This window comes from Streptococcus sp. NSSLK0004 (genome assembly GCF_059039125.1).
The window spans coordinates 1153024-1175477 of sequence record NZ_CM180142.1 but is presented as its reverse complement, the minus strand read 5'-3'; the positions used below and the strand labels follow the sequence as shown (position 1 = coordinate 1175477).

The following is a 22454-nucleotide window of genomic DNA, read 5'->3' as shown; positions in this document are numbered from 1 at the left end:
GGCTCAAAAAAATAAATTTACTGGCTTCTATGCTATAATAGTCCTATGCAAAAACGACCGACATCAGCCTATATTCACATTCCTTTTTGTACTCAGATTTGTTACTACTGTGACTTTTCAAAAGTTTTTATCAAAAATCAGCCTGTTGATGATTATCTGGCTGCCCTCATGGAAGAGGTTAAGTTTTATGACCTACCTGCCCTACGAACCCTCTACATCGGAGGTGGGACGCCATCGGCTCTTTCGGCTGACCAACTGGACTATCTCCTGACCAATCTGGAAGAATTGTTGGATTTGTCACAGGTGGAAGAATTTACAATTGAAGCAAATCCAGGTGATTTGACGGCAGACAAGATTGAAGTCCTGAAAAAGTCCAAATGTAATCGAGTATCATTGGGTGTTCAGACTTTTGATGACCGTATGTTGAAAAAGATTGGTCGTAGTCACAATCAAGCACAGATTTATGAAACAATTTCTGCCCTCAAGGAAGCAGGATTTTACAATATTTCTATCGACCTGATTTACGCTCTTCCTGGTCAGACTATGGAACAGGTGGTGGATAATGTTGCCAAAGCCTTGGAACTTGATATTCCCCACATGAGCCTCTATAGCTTGATATTGGAAAATCACACGGTCTTTATGAACCGCCAGCGTCGTGGCAATCTTCATCTACCAAATGAAGACGTGGAATCGGATATGTTTGACTACATTCTTCAAGAGTTAGAGAAAAACGGATTTGAGCACTATGAGATTTCCAACTTTACTAAGCCAGGATTTGAAAGTCGGCATAACCTCATGTACTGGGACAATTCCGAGTATTACGGTTTAGGAGCAGGGGCTTCAGGCTACATCGATGGCATGCGCTACCGCAATCGCGGTCCTATTCAGCACTACCTCAAATCCATTCGTGAAAAAGGGCATTCCCGCTTGCACGAAGAATTTCTCAGCAAAACTGAGCAGATGGAAGAAGAGATGTTTTTAGGGTTACGGAAAAAAACTGGCGTGTCCATCAAGCGATTTGAGGAAAAGTTTGGCATTTCCTTTGAAGAACGCTACGGTCAGGTTGTCAAAGACTTAATCAATGAGGGTCTTTTGCAAGCAGAGGAAACTTGTATTCGGATGACTAAGAAGGGATTGTTCTTAGGAGATACCGTTGCGGAGCGATTTATCATAGAAGATTAGAAAGAGTGACAACGATGGGATTGAAATATAAAGAAAATTTTACCATTCCTTTTGATATGGTAGATGTCAAACAAGAAATCAAACTACCAGATTTTATTTCCTATTGTCTAGGTCTGTCAGGTCGTCAGTCAGAAAATCTTGGTCGTAGTGATCTTTATGTTTATCAAGAATTTGGCTTGATTTGGGTGGTGACAGACTACGAACTCACGATTAAACGTCTGCCAAAGTACAACGAAACCATCACGATTGAAACAGAAGCAGTTGCCTACAATAAGTTTTTCTGTCATCGGATGTTCTATATCTATGATGAAAAGGGAAATCTTCTACTGGATATTCTTTGTTATTTTGTTTTGATTGACTTTGAAAGCCGCAAGGTTGCACCTGTTCCAGAAGAGCTGATTGCACCTTATCAGTCTGAGCAGGTCAAGAAATTGCCTCGAGCTCCTAAGTACCAAGAATTGCAAGCCTTTGATGAGAAAACATTTCACATCCGCTATTTTGACATTGACATGAATGGCCATGTTAATAATGGAAAATATTTGGAATGGATGTACGGATCGTTAGATTATGATTTTCTACTCAATCATAGCCCTGCCAAGGTCCAGCTAAAATATATTAAGGAAGTGTCTCCCGAGGGTTCTATTTATTCACGAACTGTTCGTCAAGACTTAATCAGTCAGCATGAAATTCTAGCTGAGGGACATATTCATGCACAAGCAATAATTGAATGGAGAAAAGATGACACAAGATAAATGGCTGGAATGGGCGGTACGCTTACAGGCCTTGGCTCAGACAGGTCTAGCCTACGGAAAAGATGTTTATGATATTGAGCGATTTGAAGAAATCAGAGAGATTGCGGCGGAAATGCTGCTTGAACCCTCTGGTCAACCCTTAGAAGTGGTGAAAGAGCTCTTTTGTAACGAAACAGGCTATCAGACACCCAAGCTCGATACCCGCGCAGCTATTTTCCAAGAGGATAAAATCCTACTGGTTCAGGAAAACGATGGGCTCTGGTCCTTGCCAGGTGGGGATTGTGTCATAATAATGACAGGTGCTTAAAACGCTGATAAATCAAGGATTTGAGCGTTCTACAATCTGTCATTAAGGAGGAAAAATTTATTTTTTGTTTATAATATCATATCGCACAAGCGAGAACATTTTACTAAGTGTTCTCGTTTTTTTATTTTCAGGAGGAATTCATGCAAAAGAAGGAACAATCATCACGCCAAATCGTGATATGTCATCTCGTGACTATTTTTGGAGTTGATATTGTGAAAGCAACACAGCTAATTGATGAAATGGAACAAGTAGGTTTAATCCGATTTGATGAATTCGGAAATGTTGGCGTTTTAGTCTTGGAGGGACAATCATGAAACGAATTACCGCTAATCAATATCAGACATCAGAGCGTTATTATAAACTCCCTAAAATTTTGTTTGAGAGTGAACGTTATACGGATATGAAGCTGGAAGTTAAGGTAGCCTACGCGGTTTTAAAAGATAGGTTGGAGCTGTCTTTGAGTAAGGGCTGGATTGATGAGGATGGAGCAATTTACTTGATTTATTCCAATTCAAATCTGATGGCACTATTAGGTTGTTCAAAGTCAAAATTATTGACGATTAAGAAAACCTTACGAGAGTATGGTTTGATTGATGAAGTCCAACAGTCTTCCAGTGAAAAAGGACGAATGGCCAATAAGATTTATTTGGGGGAGTTGGAACATGAACCTACCCCAGTCTCAAATTCAGACGGGGGTAGTGTTCAAAAAATACCAGGGAGGTATCAAAATCAGCCGGGGCCAGTCTTAAATTCAGCCACTAGTGAGACTGAAGGAAGTGAGACTAAATATAGTGAAACTAAAGGGAGTGATTTCCTTATTGAGGACGAGGAGGAGAGGCAGCTAGTAGATGAAAAACAAGAAGAAAACTTTACTTCAAAAGTCGATGGCGTGACCAAGTACGATCGAGACTATATTTGGGGTTTGGTTCATGACCAGTTAAGACTGACAGGTCTATCTCAGTCAGCTAGTGACTATGCCATGATTTATTTTAGTGACCGTTATCAGTATGCATTGGAACATATGCGATTTGCTCGGTCAGCGGAAGTGATAGCTGAATACGTGTTTAATGGAGTGCTGTCAGAGTGGACCAAGCAACTGAGACGACAAGAAGTAAAGGGAGGTGATTAAGTTGATTTGGTGGATACTAGGCGGAATCTATCTGATTTCTATCATCATTTTGATTGTTGAAATCATCTGTGCACCAGAAATGGATGATCATATATAGGCAAGAGTTTTACAAGTGTAAGGCTCTTTTTTATTTGGAAAGAGAGGAAGAATGAAATTTTTAGATTTATTTGCTGGGATAGGTGGTTTTAGGCTAGGAATGGAATCACAGGGCCATGATTGTTTGGGCTTTTGTGAAATTGATAAATTCGCTAGAACATCCTACAAAGCCATGTTTAACACAGAAGGAGAAATAGAATATCATGACATTAAAGAGGTCACAGACTATGACTTTAGACAATTTAGAGGGCAAGTGGAGGTTATCTGCGGGGGATTTCCTTGCCAAGCTTTTTCACTCGCAGGCAGACGACTGGGATTTGAAGATACTCGAGGGACTCTCTTTTTTGAGATTGCTCGAGCGGCCAAACAAATCCAACCACGTTTTCTATTTTTGGAAAACGTCAAAGGCCTACTCAATCACGACAAGGGACGGACGTTCTCCACAATCCTCTCCACGCTGGATGAATTGGGGTATGATGTCGAATGGCAGGTGCTTAACAGTAAGGACTTCCAAGTCCCGCAAAACAGAGAACGGGTCTTTATTATCGGACATTCTAGAAGATACCGTTCCAGATTCCTATTTCCTCTCAGAAGAGAAAACAGTCCAGCTCATCTTGAAAGGCTAGGAAATATAAATCCCTCTAAACGTGGTTTGAATGGTGAAGTCTATCTGACGAGTGGACTTGCTCCTACACTAACGAGAGGTAAAGGAGAGGGGGCAAAAATCGCCATTCCTGTCTTAACCCCAGATAGAATTGAAAAACGTCAAAATGGGCGTCGATTTAAGGATAATCAAGACCCTATGTTTACTTTGACCAGTCAAGACAGACACGGGGTTGTTGTCGCAGGAAATTTGCCGACTAGCTTTGACCAGACCGGAAGAGTATTTGACATTGCGGGCTTGTCACCGACCTTGACCACCATGCAAGGTGGAGATAAAGTGCCAAAGATTTTGCTGAGGGAGGAGCTGCCATTTCTGAAGATCAAGGAAGCCACAAAAAGAGGGTACGCAAAGGCAACTCTTGGAGACTCTGTCAATCTGGCTTATCCAGACTCAACCAAACGTAGGGGACGAGTGGGAAAGGGAATATCCAATACCCTGACGACTTCAGACAATATGGGAGTGGTAGTTGCTGCTCTGGAATATAGACAGGATAAGTGGTATGAAGTCACAGGCATTGTCTTAGAGGGGAAACTTTATCGCTTGAGAATAAGACGACTGACACCAAGAGAGTGTTTCAGACTTCAAGGCTTTCCTGACTGGGCTTATGAAAGAGCAGAGGGTGTTTCTAGTAAGAGCCAACTATACAAACAGGCCGGCAATAGTGTAACGGTGACGGTTATTGAAGCCATTGCCAGAGAATTTAGAAGAATGGAAGAGGAAGAAAAACATGAACCTACTACATAAGAAAAGTATCCTAGATTGTACTGAATTAGAAGAACGTATTCACCAAGTTGAAACCAATCAGTTATTACAAAAGATACTGTCGCTCCCCAATTTTGATTGTGACTTTGAGGTGACTTTTGAAGATGATTACCACAAAGAGATGAATGATCCCCTATTCTACGAATCCAATCTTCATCGGATTTCGGATTTTATGGAAACTAGGGATATTAAAAATGGTGTAGATACACTATTGACGAAAGACAATCACCTGGCCTTTCGTGCCTTTGGTGAAAATTATTCTGCTAGGGGAAAGGATGGCATTTTAACGACTTTAGTGACGGTCAAGTGCTTTGGTGAAGGACGGATGCCCATTGATATGAGTCGCTATTTCTCAACTCCTGAACCAACAGTTGAAAATAGCCTAACCCTATAAGGAGGTGCCTATGCTTGAGGTATATCTAGGAAATAATGCCAATACAAATCAAGATTTACTAACCATTTTGACGACCTATGGTGTGACTTATCGTTGTATAAAAGCGTGTGATGTAAACCGTGAAATCTTACTGTCACTCTTTGCCAAAACCACGGATTGTTTTGAGTTACTGTCGCCACGATTTCTTCGCTTTAAACGTCAATATTCGATAAGTTTGAATGAGATGATTCAGCTCGTTCTCCAAAAGCCAGACCAAAACCTTCGTCTGCCTCTCATTGTCTGTCAGAATCATGTCTATCCAGCTATTGGGCTAGACGAAGTGCGAACCTTTCTTCCCAGACAGGTAAAAGAAGAACTGTTTCAGGCCAGCCTGATGAAACAGGTGACAGGGTAGGTGTGAAGATGAATGAACGATTTTGGGACAATTTAGAGATCATTCTGGCAGAAAAAGACCTCACTTGGGCAGAACTAGCTCGCAAAGTATTCAAAGGTCAATATGTTTATCCAAGTGAATTTAATCGCCTCTATCAAAAATTACGGCATTACAAATCTAATCGCCTGATGCCACAGATAAGATGGGTTGAGCGAATTGTTTTGGTATTAGATATTGATTATGAAGATTTATTTAAGAGGTGACAATGATAAGGATAGTGTTGTTTTATCTAGCCATACAGCTTAATGGACTTCTGGTGAGTTTATACCTACAAGAGTATCTGACGATTGAGGTCCTAATCTTGCTACAAATGTTTCTTTTAGGTGTAGCTTGTCTAGAGATTACTCATCACAAAATTATTCAATCAAAAAATATGACCATACAAAATCGCCTAAGATGGTTGCTTCTTGGCTTTGTGGCCATGGTTGCTTTTGCATTCTTCATTAGTTTCCTATTGTCAGTTCAGACTAGGAATCAAGCAGTATTGGTACAAGTAGGAAAGCAGGTTCCTCATGTTATCTATTTATTGTTTCTGTTCAATGCAAGTATCCTTGAAGAGATTGTTTATAGGCAGTTGCTCTGGGAAAAATTGACATTCCCTTTTGTACAAGTAGTCGTGACCAGTTTTCTCTTTGTTCTATCCCATGGACCCAATCAGTTAGGGAGTTGGCTCATCTATAGCTGTCTTGGCTTGACCTTGGCTGCTATTCGATTGAAAACTGATTGTATGACGGCAATCGCCTTACATTTACTTTGGAATAGTTTGGCTTATGTCGTAACATTCTTGTGATACCAAAATCAAGAGTGCTTCCGTATTATGGAAACACCTTATGTTTGATAGGGAATCGAAAAAAGAGGAGGTCACCATGTCATCTGAACAACAAGAACGTCAAGCGATGCAATACGTGGAAAGAAGTAGTTTATTGACAGTTAGAACCCTCTTAAAACTCTTAGAATGGTCGGCTAGGCAAGCCTTAGCTCAAGATTCAGCTTATAAGATTGGGGTTCAAAAACTGGAAGAACTCCTTCAAAGCCCTTACGCAATTGAAGCGATAGATGTTAGTAAAGACATACTGGATAAGCCAATTGATGTGGAGAAATTTAAGGAGTTGATGGAGTCAGAAAAACTGCCAATCGCAATTAGTTGGCAAAAAGACTATCTCTACTTTTATGCCAAGGATAAGACCTTGCTCGATCATCACTTGGATGAATTGTTGAAGAAACTGGTGTCTAATCCAGAAAAGTTAGAAGGTCTAACCTTTGATAAAACCTTGGACCAAGAGATAGAACTGGCCAAAGAAAAAATAAGAGTGACAGAACCTTCGGCAGTCAAAACCAAGGAGGTGACCTTGTAATGTATTCAAGACGAAAAGCTTTAGTCTTTGGACTCTTGGGGCTCGCCTTTGGTTATTTCTGCCATCGTCTAACCCTGCTCTATGATAGTTTAACCAATGCCCCACCTATGGAACGTATTGCCTACCTCTTAGGAGAGGGGTTAAATCAGGTTTTCAATCCTATATGGCTATTTTCCTTTACTCAAAAATCTTTTCTTGCCTTTATCCTTGGGGTTCTAACGATGACGCTAGTCTATCTTTATGTATCGACAGGACAGAAGGTCTATCGAGAAGGGGAAGAATACGGTTCTGCACGATTTGGAACCAGTAAGGAAAAGCGGAACTTTTACAGTAAGAATCCTTTCAATGACACGATTATGGCTCGTGATGTTCGTCTAACCTTGTTGGAAAAGAAGAAACCCCAGTTTGACCGAAATAAAAATTTGATTGTCATTGGCGGTTCTGGGGCAGGTAAGACCTTTCGCTTTGTGAAACCCAACCTTATCCAACTTAATTGTTCCAATATTGTCGTAGATCCTAAAGACCATTTGGCTGAGAAGACAGGTAAACTCTTTTTAGAAAACGGTTATCAGGTCAAGGTTTTAGACTTGGTTAATATGACCAATTCAGACGGTTTTAATCCCTTTCGTTATGTAGAAACTGAGAATGATTTGAACCGCATGTTAACGGTCTATTTTAATAATACGAAAGGAAATGGTTCTCGTAGTGATCCTTTTTGGGATGAGGCTTCCATGACCTTGGTGCGAGCCATTGCTTCTTACTTGGTGGATTTTTACAATCCTCCAGGTAGTTCAAAACAAGAACAGGAATCAAGACGTAAGCGTGGCCGTTATCCAGCCTTTTCTGAGATTGGGAAACTCATCAAACTCTTATCAAAGGGAGACAATCAGGACAAAAGTGTTCTTGAAGTCCTGTTTGAAGATTATGCTAAAAAATATGGTCACGAAAACTTTACCATGCGAAACTGGGCGGATTTCCAAAACTATAAGGACAAGACCTTGGATTCGGTGATTGCGGTCACAACAGCTAAATTTGCCCTTTTTAATATCCAATCGGTGATTGATTTGACGCAAAGAGACACTATGGATTTGAAAACGTGGGGCACTCAAAAGACCATGGTCTATCTTGTTATTCCAGATAATGACACTACCTTTCGTTTCCTATCTGCTTTATTTTTCTCTACGGTTTTCTCCACTTTGACCAGACAGGCTGATGTTGACTTTAAAGGGCAACTGCCGATTCATGTTAGAAGCTATCTGGATGAGTTTGCGAATGTCGGAGAAATCCCAGACTTTGCTGAACAAACCTCAACAGTTCGCTCTAGGAACATGAGTCTAGTTCCAATCTTGCAAAATATTGCTCAACTCCAAGGACTTTATAAGGAAAAAGAGGCTTGGAAAACTATACTGGGTAACTGTGACAGCCTCCTCTATTTGGGTGGAAATGACGAGGAAACTTTCAAATTTATGAGTGGTCTATTAAGCAAACAAACCGTTGATGTCAGAAGTACCAGTCGTTCTTTTGGGCAGACTGGCTCAAGTTCTACCTCTCACCAGAAAATTGCCCGTGACTTGATGACGGCTGATGAAGTAGGGAATATGAAACGAGATGAATGCCTCGTACGCATTGCAGGAGTTCCTGTTTTTCGAACCAAGAAATATTTTTCACTCAAACATAAGAATTGGAAATGGCTTGCGGATAAGGAATCTGATGAACGCTGGTGGCACTATCATATCAATCCCCTAACCGCTGAGGAAGAGGTAGATTTGTCAGACCATAAAATAAGGGATTTAAGCACAGAAACGACACTACATTAATAGAAATGAGGAATTATATGAATCAAAAACTAACAGGCTTTGTTTACGGAGTGGACGCCAGCTCCATGTTCTCTCAAGCCATGTCTCTATTACAAAAAGGCTTAATTGCAGTAGGAGCCTTTCTTGTTGTCATGGGCATTATCAACCTTTCAACCAACATTAAAGATGGTGGGCCAGGTGTCCGAAATGCCATTCTAGAAATTGTTGGTGGGGTCATGGTGGGAGCCGCTGGTGCTTTTGTGACTCAGATTACCATTTAGGGGAGGACTGCACATGACATGATAATGAATTTTACGTCACCTTTTGTATTTCTAGCCTCAGAAAAAGTATCTAGCGATAGCCTTTTTGAAGGGTTTCAAGTGGATTTAGAATCAACCACCAACTTGGTTAAGTCACTAGCGGACTTTAATCCGACGGTGTGGTCTTACATGACAGCCATTACCAAGGGGATTATGCAGCCCTTGGGAGTAGCTATTCTTGCGGTTGTTCTCGTACTCGAATTTTCAAAAATGGCCAAGAAAATCGCAAACTCAGGTGGTGCAATGACCTTTGAAGCCATGGCACCTATGATTGTCAGCTACATCATGGTCGCGGTCGTGATTACCAATACGACGGTTATTGTGGAAGCCATTATTGCCATTGCCTCTTATGTTATTGAACAAGTGGCAAGTCTTGTCACGAATGGTGGTGCTAATTATGATACCATCTCAGGCATTAAGGGATCTGGAATTGTAGGAAAAATGATTATTGGCTTTTTTGCGATTCTCATTTGGTTGGTACGAATGGCCAGCATCATGGTTGTCAATATCTTGATTACCATTCGCTTTATCCAACTCTATCTGATGATTCCTTTTGCCCCTATTACCATTCCGACCTTCCTTAGTGATGACTGGAGAAGTGTTGGGATTGGTTACCTTAAAAACATCATGGTCTATGCAGTTCAAGGTATTTTGATTTTTCTAATTGTATCTCTTGTTCCCTTGTTTGAATCGGCTGGAAAGATTGTCGTATCAAATGGAGCTGGAGTTATGGAATCACTCGCCATTATGTTTGGTGGCTTGGTACAGGCCATATTGTTAATCATTGCCTTGGTTGGCAGTCAACGGACCGCCCGAAGTATTTTGGGGATGTAGGAGGATGGGAGTAAATTGCCCGCCTCCTCTTTTTATAGCTTACTTAGATTGGAGAACATTTATGAACACACGTGTCTTTAAGGACATTTCAAAGGTTCAACACAGGGCATGGCTGGGATTTACAACTAGACAGGTTATTTTTGTATTTCCAGCCGTCGCCCTAACCATTTTGGTATTGGGCTTGAACCTATTTTACTGGCAATTTGGGGATTGGTTTGTCTATGGTTTTGTTTTTAGCTTTACCATTCCACTCATGTTATTTGGGGTCTATCGCCCCAACGATTTACCATTTGAAACCTACCTCAAGTACCGTTTTCATTTTGAACTAACGGTGCCAGACCGCACATTTACTGGAAGAAAAGGAGACCAACGTGAAAAAATTAAAACACTCAATGAAACCAAAGAAACCTTCTAATGACCAAAAGCAAAAGACGAAAACACAGAAGCAGGAGATCAGACCTTCTACCGTAAATACGTTAGCCTATCAAGGGCTTTTTCAGAATGGCCTTATGCAGGTCAGCCCAAGCTATTTCTCACAAACCTATCTCTTAGGAGATGTCAATTATCAAACAGTTGGCTTAGAAGATAAGGGAGCTATCGTGGAGAAATATTCCGATTTAATCAATTCACTGGATGATCAGACCAATTTCCAACTGACTATTTTCAATCAAAAAGTTAATTTGGAAAAATTCCGTAAGAGTATTCTCTATCCCTTGCAGGAAGATGGGTTTGATGCTTATCGTGATGAATTGAATCGCATGATGGATGCCAACTTAGAGGCGGGTGAGAACAATTTTTCAGCCGTCAAGTTTCTTTCATTTGGCAAGAGCGACCAAACACCAAAACTAGCTTTTCGTTCTCTGTCTCAAATTGGAGAATATTTCAAGAGTGGCTTTTCAGAGATTGATGTATCTCTTGGTTTGCTCGGTGGAGAGGAGCGAGTGAATGTCCTTTCGGATATGTTACGAGGCGAAAATCATTTACCGTTCTCTTACAAGGATTTGACGCTCTCAGGTCAATCCACCAAACACTTTATTGCCCCAACCTACCTTTCCTTTAAACACAAGAATCATATTGAATTGGACGAACGATTATTACAGATTGTTTATGTTCGTGACTATGGTATGGAGTTAGGGGATAAATTTATTCGAGACTTAATGCAGTCAGATTTGGAAGTGATGATTAGTCTACATGCTAAAGGCTCTACCAAGTCTGAAACCATGACCAAGCTACGAACCAAGAAGACCTTGATGGAATCGCAAAAGATTGGGGAACAACAAAAGATGGCTCGGACTGGAATCTATTTGGAGAAGGTCGGGCATGTTCTTGAAAACAATATCGATGAAGCTGAGGCTCTTCTTCAAACCATGACTCAAACAGGAGATAAACTGTTTGACACCGTATTTCTAATTGGCGTGCTGGCGGATACTGAAGACCAACTCAAACAATCTCTTGATATTATCAAGCAAGTGGCTGGGTCAAATGATATGATTATCGATAACTTGACCTGTATGCAAGAAGCTGCCTTTAATAGTCTCTTGCCATTTGGGAAGAACTATCTCGAAGGTATTTCTCGGTCTCTATTGACTTCAAACATTGCCGTGAATGCCCCTTGGACTTCCGTAGATATTCAGGACAAGGGTGGGAAATTTTATGGCATCAATCAAATCTCAAGTAATATCATCAGTATTGACCGTGGCAAGTTAAATACTCCGTCAGGTTTGATTTTAGGGACTTCTGGAGCTGGAAAAGGGATGGCGACAAAACATGAAATCATCTCTACTAAGCTCAAGGAAGCAGATAGTGATACTGAAATTATCATTGTTGACCCAGAAAATGAGTACAGTATTATCGGCCAAGCCTTTGGTGGGGAGAGTATTGATATTGCTCCAGATTCCACTACCTTCTTAAATGTCTTAGATCTATCTGATGAGAATATGGATGAGGATCCGGTTAAGGTTAAGTCCGAATTTCTCTTGTCTTGGATTGGGAAGCTCTTGGATCGCAAAATGGATGGTCGTGAAAAATCCTTGATTGACCGTGTGACACGACTCACCTATAAGCATTTTGACACACCGTCCCTGGTCGAATGGGTCTTTGTCTTATCTCAACAACCTGAACAGGAAGCTAAGGACTTGGCACTTGATATGGAACTCTATGTGGAAGGGTCGCTGGACATATTTTCACATCGGACCAATATTAAAACAGACAGTCATTTCCTGATTTACAATGTCAAAAAGTTAGGCGATGAATTAAAACAAATTGCCCTCATGGTTATCTTTGACCAGATTTGGAATCGTGTGGTGAAAAATCAAAAACTAGGCAAGAAAACCTGGATTTACTTTGATGAAATGCAGCTACTCTTATTGGACAAGTATGCCTCTGATTTCTTCTTCAAACTTTGGAGTCGTGTCCGTAAGTATGGGGCGATACCGACAGGTATTACTCAGAATGTAGAAACGCTTCTTTTGGATGCCAATGGCAGACGCATTATTGCCAATAGCGAGTTCATGATTCTTTTAAAACAGGCTAAGAGCGATCGAGAAGAATTGGTGCATATGCTTGGGCTTTCTAAAGAGCTAGAGAAGTACTTAGTCAATCCTGAAAAAGGGGCAGGCTTAATTAAGGCCGGTTCCACAGTTGTTCCTTTCAAGAATAAGATTCCACAACACACCAAGCTCTTTGACATCATGAGTACGGACCCTGAAAAAATGAGGACATGAGATGAAAGAGGATAAAAAGCTAGTCAAACAAGCCAGGCAAAATTTTCGAAGCAACTTAAAATCAGCCCGTATGCATTATCGGAAAGAAGTTAGGACCTTAAGACAGACTGTTCCTAAAAAAGGACGATGGCGTAAACCAGCCCAAAATTCTCTTTTTCAGGAAAAGAAAACAGAGTTAAAAGAAAATCTACTCAGTAGCCAACAAGAAGCAGAAGAGAAGTTTCTAAAGGGAATTACCTATGTGTCTCCTAGATTGTTGAAGGTTAAGGAAATCAAGAACTATCGACTTCCTCAAGCTCAAGAGCGTTTGCGGACGGCAAGAAAACATTTGTCAGAAGTGAAACTAAGTGAGAAACAACAGGTAGTTAATCCCAAGTTTACTTTCCAAAAAGAAAATCCTTCCCTGAAGTCTCGCTTTCAGTTTCACCAAGAAAAATCATTTGATAGACTTAGTGCAGAAAAAGACGTAAGTTTTGCCAAGCGTGAGGTTAAACAACTCAAGAAAGTCCAAAAGACTAAGAAAAACTCTACCAAAGTCAAAGTTGGATTAGGCTTTGCTGCATCTGAATCCCTTGACCTGATAGCACAGGAGGATGATTTAGATGGTCTAAGAACCATGAAGGATACTAGTTTGAAAGCCAGACGCTATGGAAGGTTTACCTTTCAAGCAGGTAAGGTGATAGTAAAAAGTGGACAGACTGGTGTGCGGTTTACCAAGACAAAATTTTCTCATGGAAAGGAACGATTCCAGAACTTCAAAAAGGGAAAAGGATTCACACGCCAGAAACCTCTTAAACCAAGAAGACGCTACCATACCTTTTTAAAGCTTGCCAGAAAACAAAGTGTCGCAGGTTTCAAAGGAATCGTCCAAGCCATTAAGGGAAGTATGACTTTCTTTTCTGTCCTTGCGGGAAATCCTTTGACTTGGATTGTCTCAGGCATTCTCTTGATACTCCTTTTGATGATGAGCTTTTTCATGAGTGTTTCAGGTAGTAGTGTCATTCAACAAGATGAGATGGAATTGACCAAGGCCTATACCCACATGACGTGGGAAGATGCGGAGCATACGAGAACCAATGAAAATGGGATTGCCTACTACACCAAAATTGATGAGGTCATGGTTTACATGAATCATCAATACCAAGACTACAAGCTTGACGATTTCATGGAAACAGGTGGTGCGACTTATAAAGCATTTCTCAGTCAAGTCTGGACGGACTTAAATGGTGGAGATTCTATTAAATCCATGTCTGACTTATATAAAGAACCTGCTTACAAGCTGTCTGATGAGGATCAAGAAGAACTAAAGGAATTAATCGAAGAAGGCAACTATTTAGCCCTTCAAGAATTGGACAATCCCTTTCAGGGACAGACTGACGAGGATAGCTTAAGCATGACCTACCGATATGGGTATGAGGTCATTGATGAGAAACCAACGCTTCATCACCATATTATCTTAGAAGCGAAAGAAGGTCAAGTCATTGTAGCTCCGATGGATGGCAAGGTATCACTTGATGGAGAGAACGTTGTTTTGACATCTGGTAAGGGAGTGAATAAGACTAAACTAACCTTGTTTGGCATTCATTCAGGTCGTGTGAGTGAAAATCAACAAGTCTTGGCAGGAGATATTATTGGTCAGACTAAAGACGGAACGGGTCTAAAAGTCACCTATCAAAAGGTTGATGATGACACGGATAAGCTAGTCTATGTCAATCCAGCTTTCTACTTTCCAAAAGTGATTCAGGTTCAGACCACCATTCTTCCAACTATCGGTCAGTTTGGCGGCGATGAGTTTGAGAGAGCCAAGGCAATTTATGACTATCTTAAAAGCAAAGGTGCGACCAATCAAGCTATCGCAGCCATTCTAGGAAATTGGTCGGTAGAATCCTCTATTAATCCCAAGCGTGCGGAGGGCGACTATCTATCTCCCCCTATTGGTGCGACAGACGGTTCGTGGGATGATGAGGGCTGGCTCTCACTTAATGGTCCAACTATATACAATGGGCGTTACCCAAATATTCTCAAACGTGGTTTAGGCTTAGGACAATGGACAGATACCGCGGATGGGTCACGCAGACATACTTTATTGTTGGAATATGCCAAAGGAAAACATCAAAAGTGGTATGACTTAGGCTTACAACTGGATTTCATGTTGCATGGGGATAGTCCTTATTACACCAACTGGTTAAAGGACTTCTTCAAAAATACAGGTAGTCCAGCTAGTCTTGCCCAACTCTTTCTCAGTTACTGGGAAGGAAATAGTGGTGATAAGCTACTTGAACGTCAGACACGAGCAAGTGAGTGGTATTACCAAATTGAAAAAGGCTTTAGTCAACCTAACGGTGGGACAGCACAAAGTGATCCAAAAGCACTTGAAGCTGTACGAGGAGACCTTTTTGAAAACTCTATTCCAGGAGGTGGTGACGGGATGGGTTACGCTTACGGCCAATGTACTTGGGGAGTTGCAACCCGTATCAACCAACTGGGGCTAAAACTCAAAGGTAAAAATGGTGAGAAGATTCCAATTATCAGTACCATGGGCAATGGCCAAGATTGGGTACGAACAGCCGCAAGTCTCGGTGGAGAGACAGCGACAAGTCCACAAGCTGGAGCTATTCTTTCCTTTGCGGGAGGAGGACATGGTACACCAACAGAATACGGACATGTGGCTTTCGTCGAAAAAGTTTACCCAGATGGCTCATTCCTTATCTCCGAAACCAATTACAATGGCAATCCCAACTACACCTTCCGTAAATTATCTGGAGTGGATAGTAGCTTGAGTTTTGCTTATACGACGAAATAAAAATATTAGAATACTTGTCTTCTTGTCCTAAATGTTGTATGATATTTGGGACAAAGTGGTCATCTCATCTAAACTTTAAGCGTGAACATAGGTGTTGACAAATAAGGAATTATCCCGTATAATAAGGGTAAATAAAGATTATAAATTACTTGTGGGCTAGTGGATATGGTCTGCACCCGCCTGTGGGCTCCGCACTCAGTTCAAACTGTTTGTTGAGAAAAAGAATAGCAGGACTGCCTACCCTTGAGGAATAGATAGGGCATATCTAGCGTGAGGTGAAACTCAATACGTGGAAGAGAAGGAAGCACCTGCTTCCTTCTCTTTTTTAGGAGAAAAATAAAATGACATATACTTTGGAATGGCTCGAGACCTTTGATGGAGAGATTGATATTCTCAATGTCGATATGTCTTGTTTGGCCAATACTATTGAGAAATATGTTTCTCAGTACAAATACGTTTATCAGACAAATATGGAGAACTATCCTGAAATTGTTCTCTCCGTCCCAAATTCCTCTATTCCCCATCTATTAGGATTATCAAGAGATCATCATGTCAATTTACCAACTAATAATGCAGGGAGTATTTTTGAAGGATTAAAGGATGATTGGACATTGCAGCGTCTAAATAAGGCTGATAATGGATGGTTTAACGAAAATAAATTCAAAATCGTTGGCACATTACTACTTTATCAAATGTTACATGTGATGGAATGTAAATTTTATACAACGGATGGTATTTTGAATAGAAAAGTTGGTAAACGATTTAGAAGAGATAATATTTATTTTGTGGTCTTCAAATTAAGTAATGGTATTAGTTATACCGTTGAATTATCACATGAACAAGGAAATCAATACTTTCCAAGAAGTCTTAAAATCAACGACACCTTAATTACAAATTGTAGAGAAATAGAGCTGAAACTTGTTGACAAGAAACGCTTTAAGACTGCTAAAGTTAGAAAGGTTAATTGGCCGTCTTAATGTAAAAATTGATATGCTGATAATCAGGTCATCCACTTTTTGTGGATGGCTTTTTCTTTTCCTGAACTGATTGTGATAACAAAATCAAGCCTTCTTTTTTATGATGGTATTGAACTTGGGCTACGAGCTGTTCAAAAAAGAGAGTTTCTCCTAGAACGGAAAGTTCTTCGTCAAAACTCCTATTTTTGTCGTGCTCGCTTAACGCCCTCGTATCTAATAAAGAGTGACAGTTTGTTGCTACATAAAAAAGAAAAGAAGGACTATTTATGACCAAAACATGTAATCATCACTTTCTTGTCAATCAGGAAAAAGGCGAGAAACACGTCTTTCGCAAGAGTAAAAAATATCGCACTCTATGTTCCGTTGCCCTTGGAACCATGGTGACGGCTGTTGTTGCTTGGGGAGGAACGGTTGCACATGCTGATGAAGTTACATCAACAGTTGACACCATCATCCAACGAACGGAGAATCCAGCTACGAATTTACCAGAAACACAACCAAGCCCTGTTTCTGAACAAACTGAAAGTTTAGGGTCAACTGGACAATCTAACGGTGCAATTGCAGTCACCGTACCACATGATACGGTAACACAAGCAGTTGAAGAAGCAAAGGCTGAAGGTGTTTCTACGGTTGAAGATAGTCCAATGGATTTAGGAAATACAACTTCTGCGACAGAGACCAGCCAACAAATTTCAAAAGCAGAAGCAGATGCCCAAAACCAAGTTGAGGCTATCAATGAAGTTACTGCATCCTACAAAGCTGACAAAGCGACATACGAATCGAATAAAGTCCTCATTGAACAGGAAAATAAGGAGCTGTCACAGGCCTACGAAGGGGCCAACCAAACTGGTAAAGAGACAAATGCTTGGGTTGATTCTAAAGTCAATGACCTAAAAACTCGGTATGCAGATGCTGATGTGACAGTAAATGAACAAGTAGTTTCATCAGGAAATGGGACATCTGAACTTGACTATACAAACTATGGCAAGGCTGTTGAAACCATCCAATCTACTAACGAACAAGCAGTAGCGGATTATCTAACAAAGAAAACAAAGGCAGATGATATTGTTGCGAAAAATCAGGCCATTCAAAAAGAAAATGAAGCTGGACTTGCTAAGGCAAAGGCAGATAATGAAGCCATTGAAAGGCGTAATCAGGCTGGTCAAGCAGCTGTTGATGCTGAAAACCGTACAGGTCAAGCCGCAGTAGATCAAGCTAATCAGGAGAAACAACAATTAGTTTCAGATCGTGCAGCCGAGATTGAAGCCATTACTAAACGAAATCAAGAAAAAGAAGCCGCAGCCAGAAAAGAGAATGAAGCGATTGATGCCTATAATGCCAAAGAATTGGAACGCTATCAACGTGACTTGGCCGAGATTTCAAAAGGTGAAGAAGGTTATATTTCTGAAGCCCTTGCTCAAGCCCTCAATCTCAATAACGGTGAGCCACAAGCACAACATGGAGCAATTACCCGAAATCCTAATCAAATCATTTCAACTGGCGATACCATGCTGGGTGGCTACTCAAGAATATTGGATTCAACAGGATTCTTTGTCTATGATAGCTTCAAAACAGGTGAGACCCTTAGTTTTAACTATCAAAATCTTCAAAATGCACGATTTGATGGTAAAAAGATTAGTCGAGTGACTTACGATATTACCAACCTTGTATCACCTGCTGGAACCAATGCCGTGAAATTGGTTGTACCAAATGATCCTACCGAAGGCTTCATTGCCTATCGAAATGACGGAAACGGTGACTGGCGAACAGACAAGATGGAGTTTCGTGTAGTTGCTAAGTATTTCTTGGAAGACGGTTCACAAGTCACCTTCTCCAAAGAAAAACCAGGAGTCTTCACGCATTCTTCCCTCAATCATAATGACATTGGTCTAGAATATGTCAAAGATACTTCTGGGAAATTTGTGCCGATTAATGGTTCTACCGTTCAAGTGACTAATGAAGGTCTGGCCCGTTCGTTGGGTTCAAACCGTGCAAGTGATTTGAATTTACCTGAGGAATGGGATACCACATCAAGTCGTTATGCTTATAAAGGAGCTATTGTCTCAACAGTTACATCAGGTAATACCTACACAGTAACCTTTGGACAAGGCGATATGCCACAGAATGTTGGATTGTCTTACTGGTTTGCCCTAAATACCTTACCAGTTGCACGTACAGTGACACCTTATAGTCCCAAACCTCATGTAGCGGTGGAACTTGAACCCATTCCAGAACCTATTACGGTAACACCAGATATCTATACACCAAAAACATTTACACCAGAAAAGCCTGTGACCTTCACGCCAAAGCCTTTGGAAGAAGTAGTGCAGCCTAGTCTGTCCTTGACCAAAGTAACCTTACCTGTCAAACCTATTCCAAAAAAACTTCCAACGCCACCACAAGTTCCGACTGTCCATTATCATGCGTATCATTTGACGACAACTCCAGAGATTATGAAAGAAGTGGTCAATAGTGACCAAGCTAATCTTCATGAGAAAACTGTCGCAAAAGATTCAACGGTGATTTATCCCTTAATAGTTGATGCCTTATCGCCCAATCGTGCCCAAACGACTAGTCTCATTTTTGAGGACTACTTGCCTGCTGGTTACCTATTTGATAAGGAAACAACACAAAAAGAGAATGGAAACTATGTCCTTAGCTTTGATGAGACTAAGAATTTTGTGACCTTGACCGCAAAGGAAAACTTGTTGCAGGAGGTAAATAAAGATTTAACCAAGGTTTATCAACTGAACGCTCCAAAACTCTATGGTTCTGTTCAAAATGATGGGGCAACCTATTCCAATAGTTATAAACTCCTTTTGAACAAGGGCACAACCAATGCTTACACAGTCACTTCAAATGTTGTAACGGTTCGTACACCAGGTGATGGGGAGACAACCACGCTCATTACACCAGATAAAAACAATGAAAATGCGGATGGTATCCTCATTAATGACACGGTCGTAGCCCTTGGCACAACCAACCACTATCGTTTGACTTGGGATTTGGACCAGTATAAGGGAGATCGTTCTGCTAAAGAGACAATTGCACGAGGCTTCTTCTTTGTAGACGATTACCCAGAGGAAGTGCTTGATGTGGTGGAAAATGGGACGGCTGTTACAACCCTTGACGGTCAGAAGGTATCAGGAATTACGGTTAAAAACTATGCTTCCCTAAATGAAGCCCCTAAAGACCTTCAAGATAAATTGGCTCGTGCTAAGATTACACCGACAGGTGCCTTTCAAGTCTTTTTGCCGGATGACAACCAAGCCTTTTATGACCAGTATGTTCAAACAGGAACTTCTTTAGCTCTTTTGACCAAAATGACGGTGAAAGATAGTCTCTATGGTCAAACTAAGACCTATACAAACAAGGCTTATCAAGTTGATTTTGGCAATGGCTATGAAACCAAGGAAGTGACCAACACCCTTGTTTCTCCAGAACCCAAGAAACAAAACCTCAATAAAGACAAAGTAGACATCAATGGGAAGCCCATGCTAGTGGGAACTCAAAATCACTATACTCTCTCATGGGACTTGGACCAATACCGAGGGATTAAAGCAGACAACTCTCAGATTGCACAAGGTTTTTACTTTGTGGATGATTATCCAGAAGAAGCTTTATTACCAGATGAAACAGCTATTCAGTTTGTCACATCTGATGGCAAAACAGTTTCAGGAATCACAGTGAAGTCTTACTCTCAATTATCAGAAGCTCCTAAAACGCTACAAGCAGCCCTTTCGAAACAAAAAATTCAGCCTAAAGGAGCTTTTCAAGTTTTCATGCCTGAGGACCCACAAGCCTTTTTTGAATCTTATGTGACCAAGGGGGAGAATATTACCATTGTCACTCCGATGACGGTTTTGGAAACCATGCTTAATTCAGGGAAGTCTTATGAAAACGTGGCTTATCAGGTGGACTTTGGGCAAGCCTATGAAACAAACACGGTGACCAATTTTGTCCCTAAAGTAACTCCACATAAGTCTAATACCAACCAAGAAGGTATTTCAATTGATGGAAAGACTGTTCTTCCGAATACGGTCAATTATTACAAAATTGTCTTGGATTACAGTCAATACAAGGACATGGTCGTGACGGATGATGTTCTTGCCAAGGGATTTTACATGGTAGACGATTACCCAGAAGAAGCCCTTACCCTAATTCCTGATGGCATTCAAGTTTTGGATAAGGATGGCAATCGTGTATCTGGTATCTCTGTCAGCACCTACGCTAGTTTGTCAGAAGCTCCGAAAGTCGTCCAAGATGCCATGGCTAAACGTCAGTTTACACCTAAAGGAGCCATTCAGGTCCTTAGTAGCGATGATCCCAAAACCTTTTATGATACCTATGTGAAGACTGGTCAAACCTTAGTTGTCACGCTTCCGATGACGGTAAAAAATGAGTTGACCAAAACAGGTGGTCAGTATGAAAATACAGCCTATCAGATTGATTTTGGCTTGGCCTATGTCACGGAAACAGTGGTCAATAATGTTCCCAAACTAGACCCACAAAAAGATGTGGTGATTGACTTGTCTCATAAGGATGAGAGCCTTGACGGGAAAGAAGTGGCCTTGCATCAAACCTTTAACTATCGCTTGGTTGGAGCGATGATTCCAAGCAATCGTGCGACTGATTTATTTGAATATGGTTTTGAAGATAACTATGATGAAAAGCATGATGAGTATAATGGTGTTTATCGCAGCTATCTGATGACGGATGTCATCCTCAAAGACGGTTCTGTCTTAAAAGAAGGAACGGAGGTTACGAAATATACCTTGCAACAAGTGGATACAGAAAATGGCCTAGTGTCAATTTCATTTGATAAATCCTTCTTAGAGACTGTCTCTGATGATTCAGCCTTTCAGGCAGATGTTTACCTTCAAATGAAACGGATTGCGGCTGGTCAGGTGGAGAATACCTATCTCCATACAGTGAATGGCTATGTCATCAGTTCAAATACAGTTGTAACACATACACCTCAACCTGAAGAACCAAGTCCAAATCAACCCACTCCACCTCAACCACCGATTGAGTCTCTTGAACCACCTGTTCCAGCAAGCATTTTGCCAAATACAGGGGAACAGGAATCCCTTTTGGGCTTAATTGGAGCTGGTATTCTACTTGGTACGGCTTATGGACTGAAGAGAAAGGAGGAGAAGTAGATGAATCCAAAAAGCATTTATGAAAAGGATTCAGACCAGGATGGTCTGACAGACGCTCAGGAACTGGCTCTTGGGACCAATCCATACGCTATTGACACAGATGGTGATGGTCAAGCTGATTTAGAAGAACTACAATCAGGACATTCACCACTAGTCCTACAAAAGGAGTTGTGTGATGGCTTGGAACTTTGACACCATGAAAGAGACTTTGTCTGAAATGGAAAAGGTCAATTACCAAGAGTTTATCAAGGCCTTTCTCTCATTGGAATTAAGTATTTCTGATAGAACAATCCTCAATCAAGTATACCAAGATTATATGGATGAAGATGATCTATCCTTGATTAGTGATGAGCTACGAGTTAAAGTGGATGGCTATCTGGATGAAGTCCAGGCAGATATGACTGATATTCTGGAAAAATTGTACCGAACAGGTGAAGGCTCTAGTTTTATTATGGATCTAATGTCTTCAAACAGTCTTTCGGATACCTTGGAACAGTATGAGGTTTTGGATAGTGACGATTATTCACCACTTAGCCTTGAAACCTTACAGGCCATGATTCAACAGGACTTGGCCATTTCCAGTCAAGATTATTTTGGAGATCTGGTTCACCTTGCCTTGCAGAAAGAGTTACTAGACCAGAAAAGTCATTTCTTACAATACTATGTGGCAACTGTAATGGAAGGTATTCCACAAGAAAGAGACCAACGTGCCTTGGTCCTAGATTAACGCAAAGGGCTGAGAAACACTCTCAGCCTTTTTTAAAT

General features: G+C 40.9%; 20 protein-coding genes and 1 pseudogene. All 21 read left to right on the top strand.

The genetic code is table 11. From position 1 onward, the window contains the following. The first annotated feature begins 45 nt into the window (after positions 1-45). Positions 46-1182: a radical SAM family heme chaperone HemW gene (gene hemW / locus AC4CS8_RS06025; RefSeq protein ID WP_493892375.1), complete on the top strand. Its 1137-nt coding sequence runs from the start codon at positions 46-48 to the stop codon at positions 1180-1182. A 14-nt stretch (positions 1183-1196) separates the two neighbouring features. Continuing rightward, the gene (locus AC4CS8_RS06020) at positions 1197-1934 is read left to right on the top strand and encodes an acyl-ACP thioesterase domain-containing protein (protein ID WP_493892374.1); all 738 of its coding nucleotides are present in this window, start codon (positions 1197-1199) and stop codon (positions 1932-1934) included. Further along, a pseudogene (locus AC4CS8_RS06015) lies at positions 1921-2217 on the top strand (NUDIX hydrolase N-terminal domain-containing protein); the annotation flags it as partial. The gene AC4CS8_RS06020 and the pseudogene AC4CS8_RS06015, both read left to right, overlap by 14 nt. Before the next feature lie 164 nt (positions 2218-2381). Further along, positions 2382-2555, top strand: a complete 174-nt coding sequence (locus tag AC4CS8_RS06010) for a hypothetical protein (protein WP_172066151.1) — start codon at positions 2382-2384, stop codon at positions 2553-2555. After that, positions 2552-3370, top strand: coding sequence for a replication initiator protein A (locus AC4CS8_RS06005; RefSeq protein WP_172066149.1), 819 nt, complete (start codon positions 2552-2554; stop codon positions 3368-3370). The genes AC4CS8_RS06010 and AC4CS8_RS06005 overlap by 4 nt, the downstream gene beginning before the upstream one ends. Positions 3371-3518: 148 nt before the next feature. Continuing rightward, on the top strand, positions 3519-4874 hold the full coding sequence (gene dcm, locus AC4CS8_RS06000) for a DNA (cytosine-5-)-methyltransferase (protein WP_172066148.1): 1356 nt from the start codon (positions 3519-3521) through the stop codon (positions 4872-4874). Further along, positions 4858-5286: a hypothetical protein gene (locus AC4CS8_RS05995; RefSeq protein ID WP_016480097.1), complete on the top strand. Its 429-nt coding sequence runs from the start codon at positions 4858-4860 to the stop codon at positions 5284-5286. Before dcm ends, AC4CS8_RS05995 begins: the two co-directional genes overlap by 17 nt. A gap of 10 nt (positions 5287-5296) precedes the next feature. Beyond that, complete coding sequence (locus AC4CS8_RS05990; protein WP_074390216.1) at positions 5297-5680, top strand: thioredoxin domain-containing protein; 384 nt, start codon at positions 5297-5299, stop codon at positions 5678-5680. Between the two features lie 8 nt (positions 5681-5688). Then, positions 5689-5922 carry a hypothetical protein gene (locus tag AC4CS8_RS05985; protein WP_014636277.1) on the top strand — a complete coding sequence of 78 codons (234 nt, stop codon included), beginning with the start codon at positions 5689-5691 and terminating at the stop codon, positions 5920-5922. Positions 5923-5924: 2 nt separating this feature from the next. Next, positions 5925-6509 (top strand): CPBP family glutamic-type intramembrane protease, encoded by a 585-nt coding sequence (locus AC4CS8_RS05980; protein WP_172066146.1) that lies wholly within the window; start codon positions 5925-5927, stop codon positions 6507-6509. 76 nt (positions 6510-6585) lie between these two features. Beyond that, on the top strand, positions 6586-7074 hold the full coding sequence (locus tag AC4CS8_RS05975) for a hypothetical protein (protein WP_016480093.1): 489 nt from the start codon (positions 6586-6588) through the stop codon (positions 7072-7074). Next, positions 7074-8891, top strand: a complete 1818-nt coding sequence (locus tag AC4CS8_RS05970) for a VirD4-like conjugal transfer protein, CD1115 family (protein ID WP_493892373.1) — start codon at positions 7074-7076, stop codon at positions 8889-8891. Before AC4CS8_RS05975 ends, AC4CS8_RS05970 begins: the two co-directional genes overlap by 1 nt. 17 nt (positions 8892-8908) lie before the next feature. Then, on the top strand, positions 8909-9151 hold the full coding sequence (locus AC4CS8_RS05965; protein ID WP_001072182.1) for a hypothetical protein: 243 nt from the start codon (positions 8909-8911) through the stop codon (positions 9149-9151). Positions 9152-9169: 18 nt separating this feature from the next. Then, the gene (locus AC4CS8_RS05960) at positions 9170-10024 is read left to right on the top strand and encodes a VirB6/TrbL-like conjugal transfer protein, CD1112 family (RefSeq protein ID WP_493892372.1); all 855 of its coding nucleotides are present in this window, start codon (positions 9170-9172) and stop codon (positions 10022-10024) included. A 61-nt stretch (positions 10025-10085) separates the two neighbouring features. Further along, positions 10086-10439 (top strand): PrgI family protein, encoded by a 354-nt coding sequence (locus AC4CS8_RS05955; RefSeq protein WP_053865965.1) that lies wholly within the window; start codon positions 10086-10088, stop codon positions 10437-10439. Further along, on the top strand, positions 10396-12747 hold the full coding sequence (locus AC4CS8_RS05950; protein WP_493892371.1) for a VirB4-like conjugal transfer ATPase, CD1110 family: 2352 nt from the start codon (positions 10396-10398) through the stop codon (positions 12745-12747). The genes AC4CS8_RS05955 and AC4CS8_RS05950 overlap by 44 nt, the downstream gene beginning before the upstream one ends. A 1-nt stretch (position 12748) precedes the next feature. Further along, positions 12749-15550, top strand: coding sequence for a phage tail tip lysozyme (locus AC4CS8_RS05945; RefSeq protein ID WP_493892370.1), 2802 nt, complete (start codon positions 12749-12751; stop codon positions 15548-15550). A gap of 341 nt (positions 15551-15891) precedes the next feature. Further along, entirely contained in the window at positions 15892-16527 is a 636-nt protein-coding gene (locus tag AC4CS8_RS05940) for a hypothetical protein (protein WP_000222716.1), read from the top strand. Positions 16528-16793: 266 nt separating this feature from the next. After that, the gene (locus AC4CS8_RS05935) at positions 16794-21689 is read left to right on the top strand and encodes an SspB-related isopeptide-forming adhesin (protein ID WP_493892369.1); all 4896 of its coding nucleotides are present in this window, start codon (positions 16794-16796) and stop codon (positions 21687-21689) included. After that, entirely contained in the window at positions 21690-21881 is a 192-nt protein-coding gene (locus AC4CS8_RS05930) for a calcium-binding protein (RefSeq protein ID WP_493892368.1), read from the top strand. It begins immediately after the preceding gene. Beyond that, positions 21865-22416, top strand: coding sequence for a hypothetical protein (locus AC4CS8_RS05925; RefSeq protein ID WP_000312471.1), 552 nt, complete (start codon positions 21865-21867; stop codon positions 22414-22416). Before AC4CS8_RS05930 ends, AC4CS8_RS05925 begins: the two co-directional genes overlap by 17 nt. The last annotated feature ends 38 nt before the right edge of the window (positions 22417-22454 follow it).

Bases quoted from the DNA above. Each gene is read 5' to 3' on its own strand.
- dcm (WP_172066148.1), top strand. From the start codon at position 3,519: ATGAAATTTTTAGATTTATTTGCTGGGATAGGTGGTTTTAGGCTAGGA.
- AC4CS8_RS05975 (WP_016480093.1), top strand. From the start codon at position 6,586: ATGTCATCTGAACAACAAGAACGTCAAGCGATGCAATACGTGGAAAGA.
- AC4CS8_RS05955 (WP_053865965.1), top strand. From the start codon at position 10,086: ATGAACACACGTGTCTTTAAGGACATTTCAAAGGTTCAACACAGGGCA.
- AC4CS8_RS05970 (WP_493892373.1), top strand. From the start codon at position 7,074: ATGTATTCAAGACGAAAAGCTTTAGTCTTTGGACTCTTGGGGCTCGCC.
- AC4CS8_RS05960 (WP_493892372.1), top strand. From the start codon at position 9,170: ATGATAATGAATTTTACGTCACCTTTTGTATTTCTAGCCTCAGAAAAA.
- AC4CS8_RS05940 (WP_000222716.1), top strand. From the start codon at position 15,892: ATGACATATACTTTGGAATGGCTCGAGACCTTTGATGGAGAGATTGAT.
- AC4CS8_RS05965 (WP_001072182.1), top strand. From the start codon at position 8,909: ATGAATCAAAAACTAACAGGCTTTGTTTACGGAGTGGACGCCAGCTCC.
- AC4CS8_RS05945 (WP_493892370.1), top strand. From the start codon at position 12,749: ATGAAAGAGGATAAAAAGCTAGTCAAACAAGCCAGGCAAAATTTTCGA.
- AC4CS8_RS05995 (WP_016480097.1), top strand. From the start codon at position 4,858: ATGAACCTACTACATAAGAAAAGTATCCTAGATTGTACTGAATTAGAA.
- AC4CS8_RS05980 (WP_172066146.1), top strand. From the start codon at position 5,925: ATGATAAGGATAGTGTTGTTTTATCTAGCCATACAGCTTAATGGACTT.
- AC4CS8_RS05935 (WP_493892369.1), top strand. From the start codon at position 16,794: ATGACCAAAACATGTAATCATCACTTTCTTGTCAATCAGGAAAAAGGC.
- AC4CS8_RS05930 (WP_493892368.1), top strand. From the start codon at position 21,690: ATGAATCCAAAAAGCATTTATGAAAAGGATTCAGACCAGGATGGTCTG.
- AC4CS8_RS06010 (WP_172066151.1), top strand. From the start codon at position 2,382: ATGCAAAAGAAGGAACAATCATCACGCCAAATCGTGATATGTCATCTC.
- AC4CS8_RS06005 (WP_172066149.1), top strand. From the start codon at position 2,552: ATGAAACGAATTACCGCTAATCAATATCAGACATCAGAGCGTTATTAT.
- AC4CS8_RS05990 (WP_074390216.1), top strand. From the start codon at position 5,297: ATGCTTGAGGTATATCTAGGAAATAATGCCAATACAAATCAAGATTTA.
- hemW (WP_493892375.1), top strand. From the start codon at position 46: ATGCAAAAACGACCGACATCAGCCTATATTCACATTCCTTTTTGTACT.
- AC4CS8_RS05985 (WP_014636277.1), top strand. From the start codon at position 5,689: ATGAATGAACGATTTTGGGACAATTTAGAGATCATTCTGGCAGAAAAA.
- AC4CS8_RS06020 (WP_493892374.1), top strand. From the start codon at position 1,197: ATGGGATTGAAATATAAAGAAAATTTTACCATTCCTTTTGATATGGTA.
- AC4CS8_RS05925 (WP_000312471.1), top strand. From the start codon at position 21,865: ATGGCTTGGAACTTTGACACCATGAAAGAGACTTTGTCTGAAATGGAA.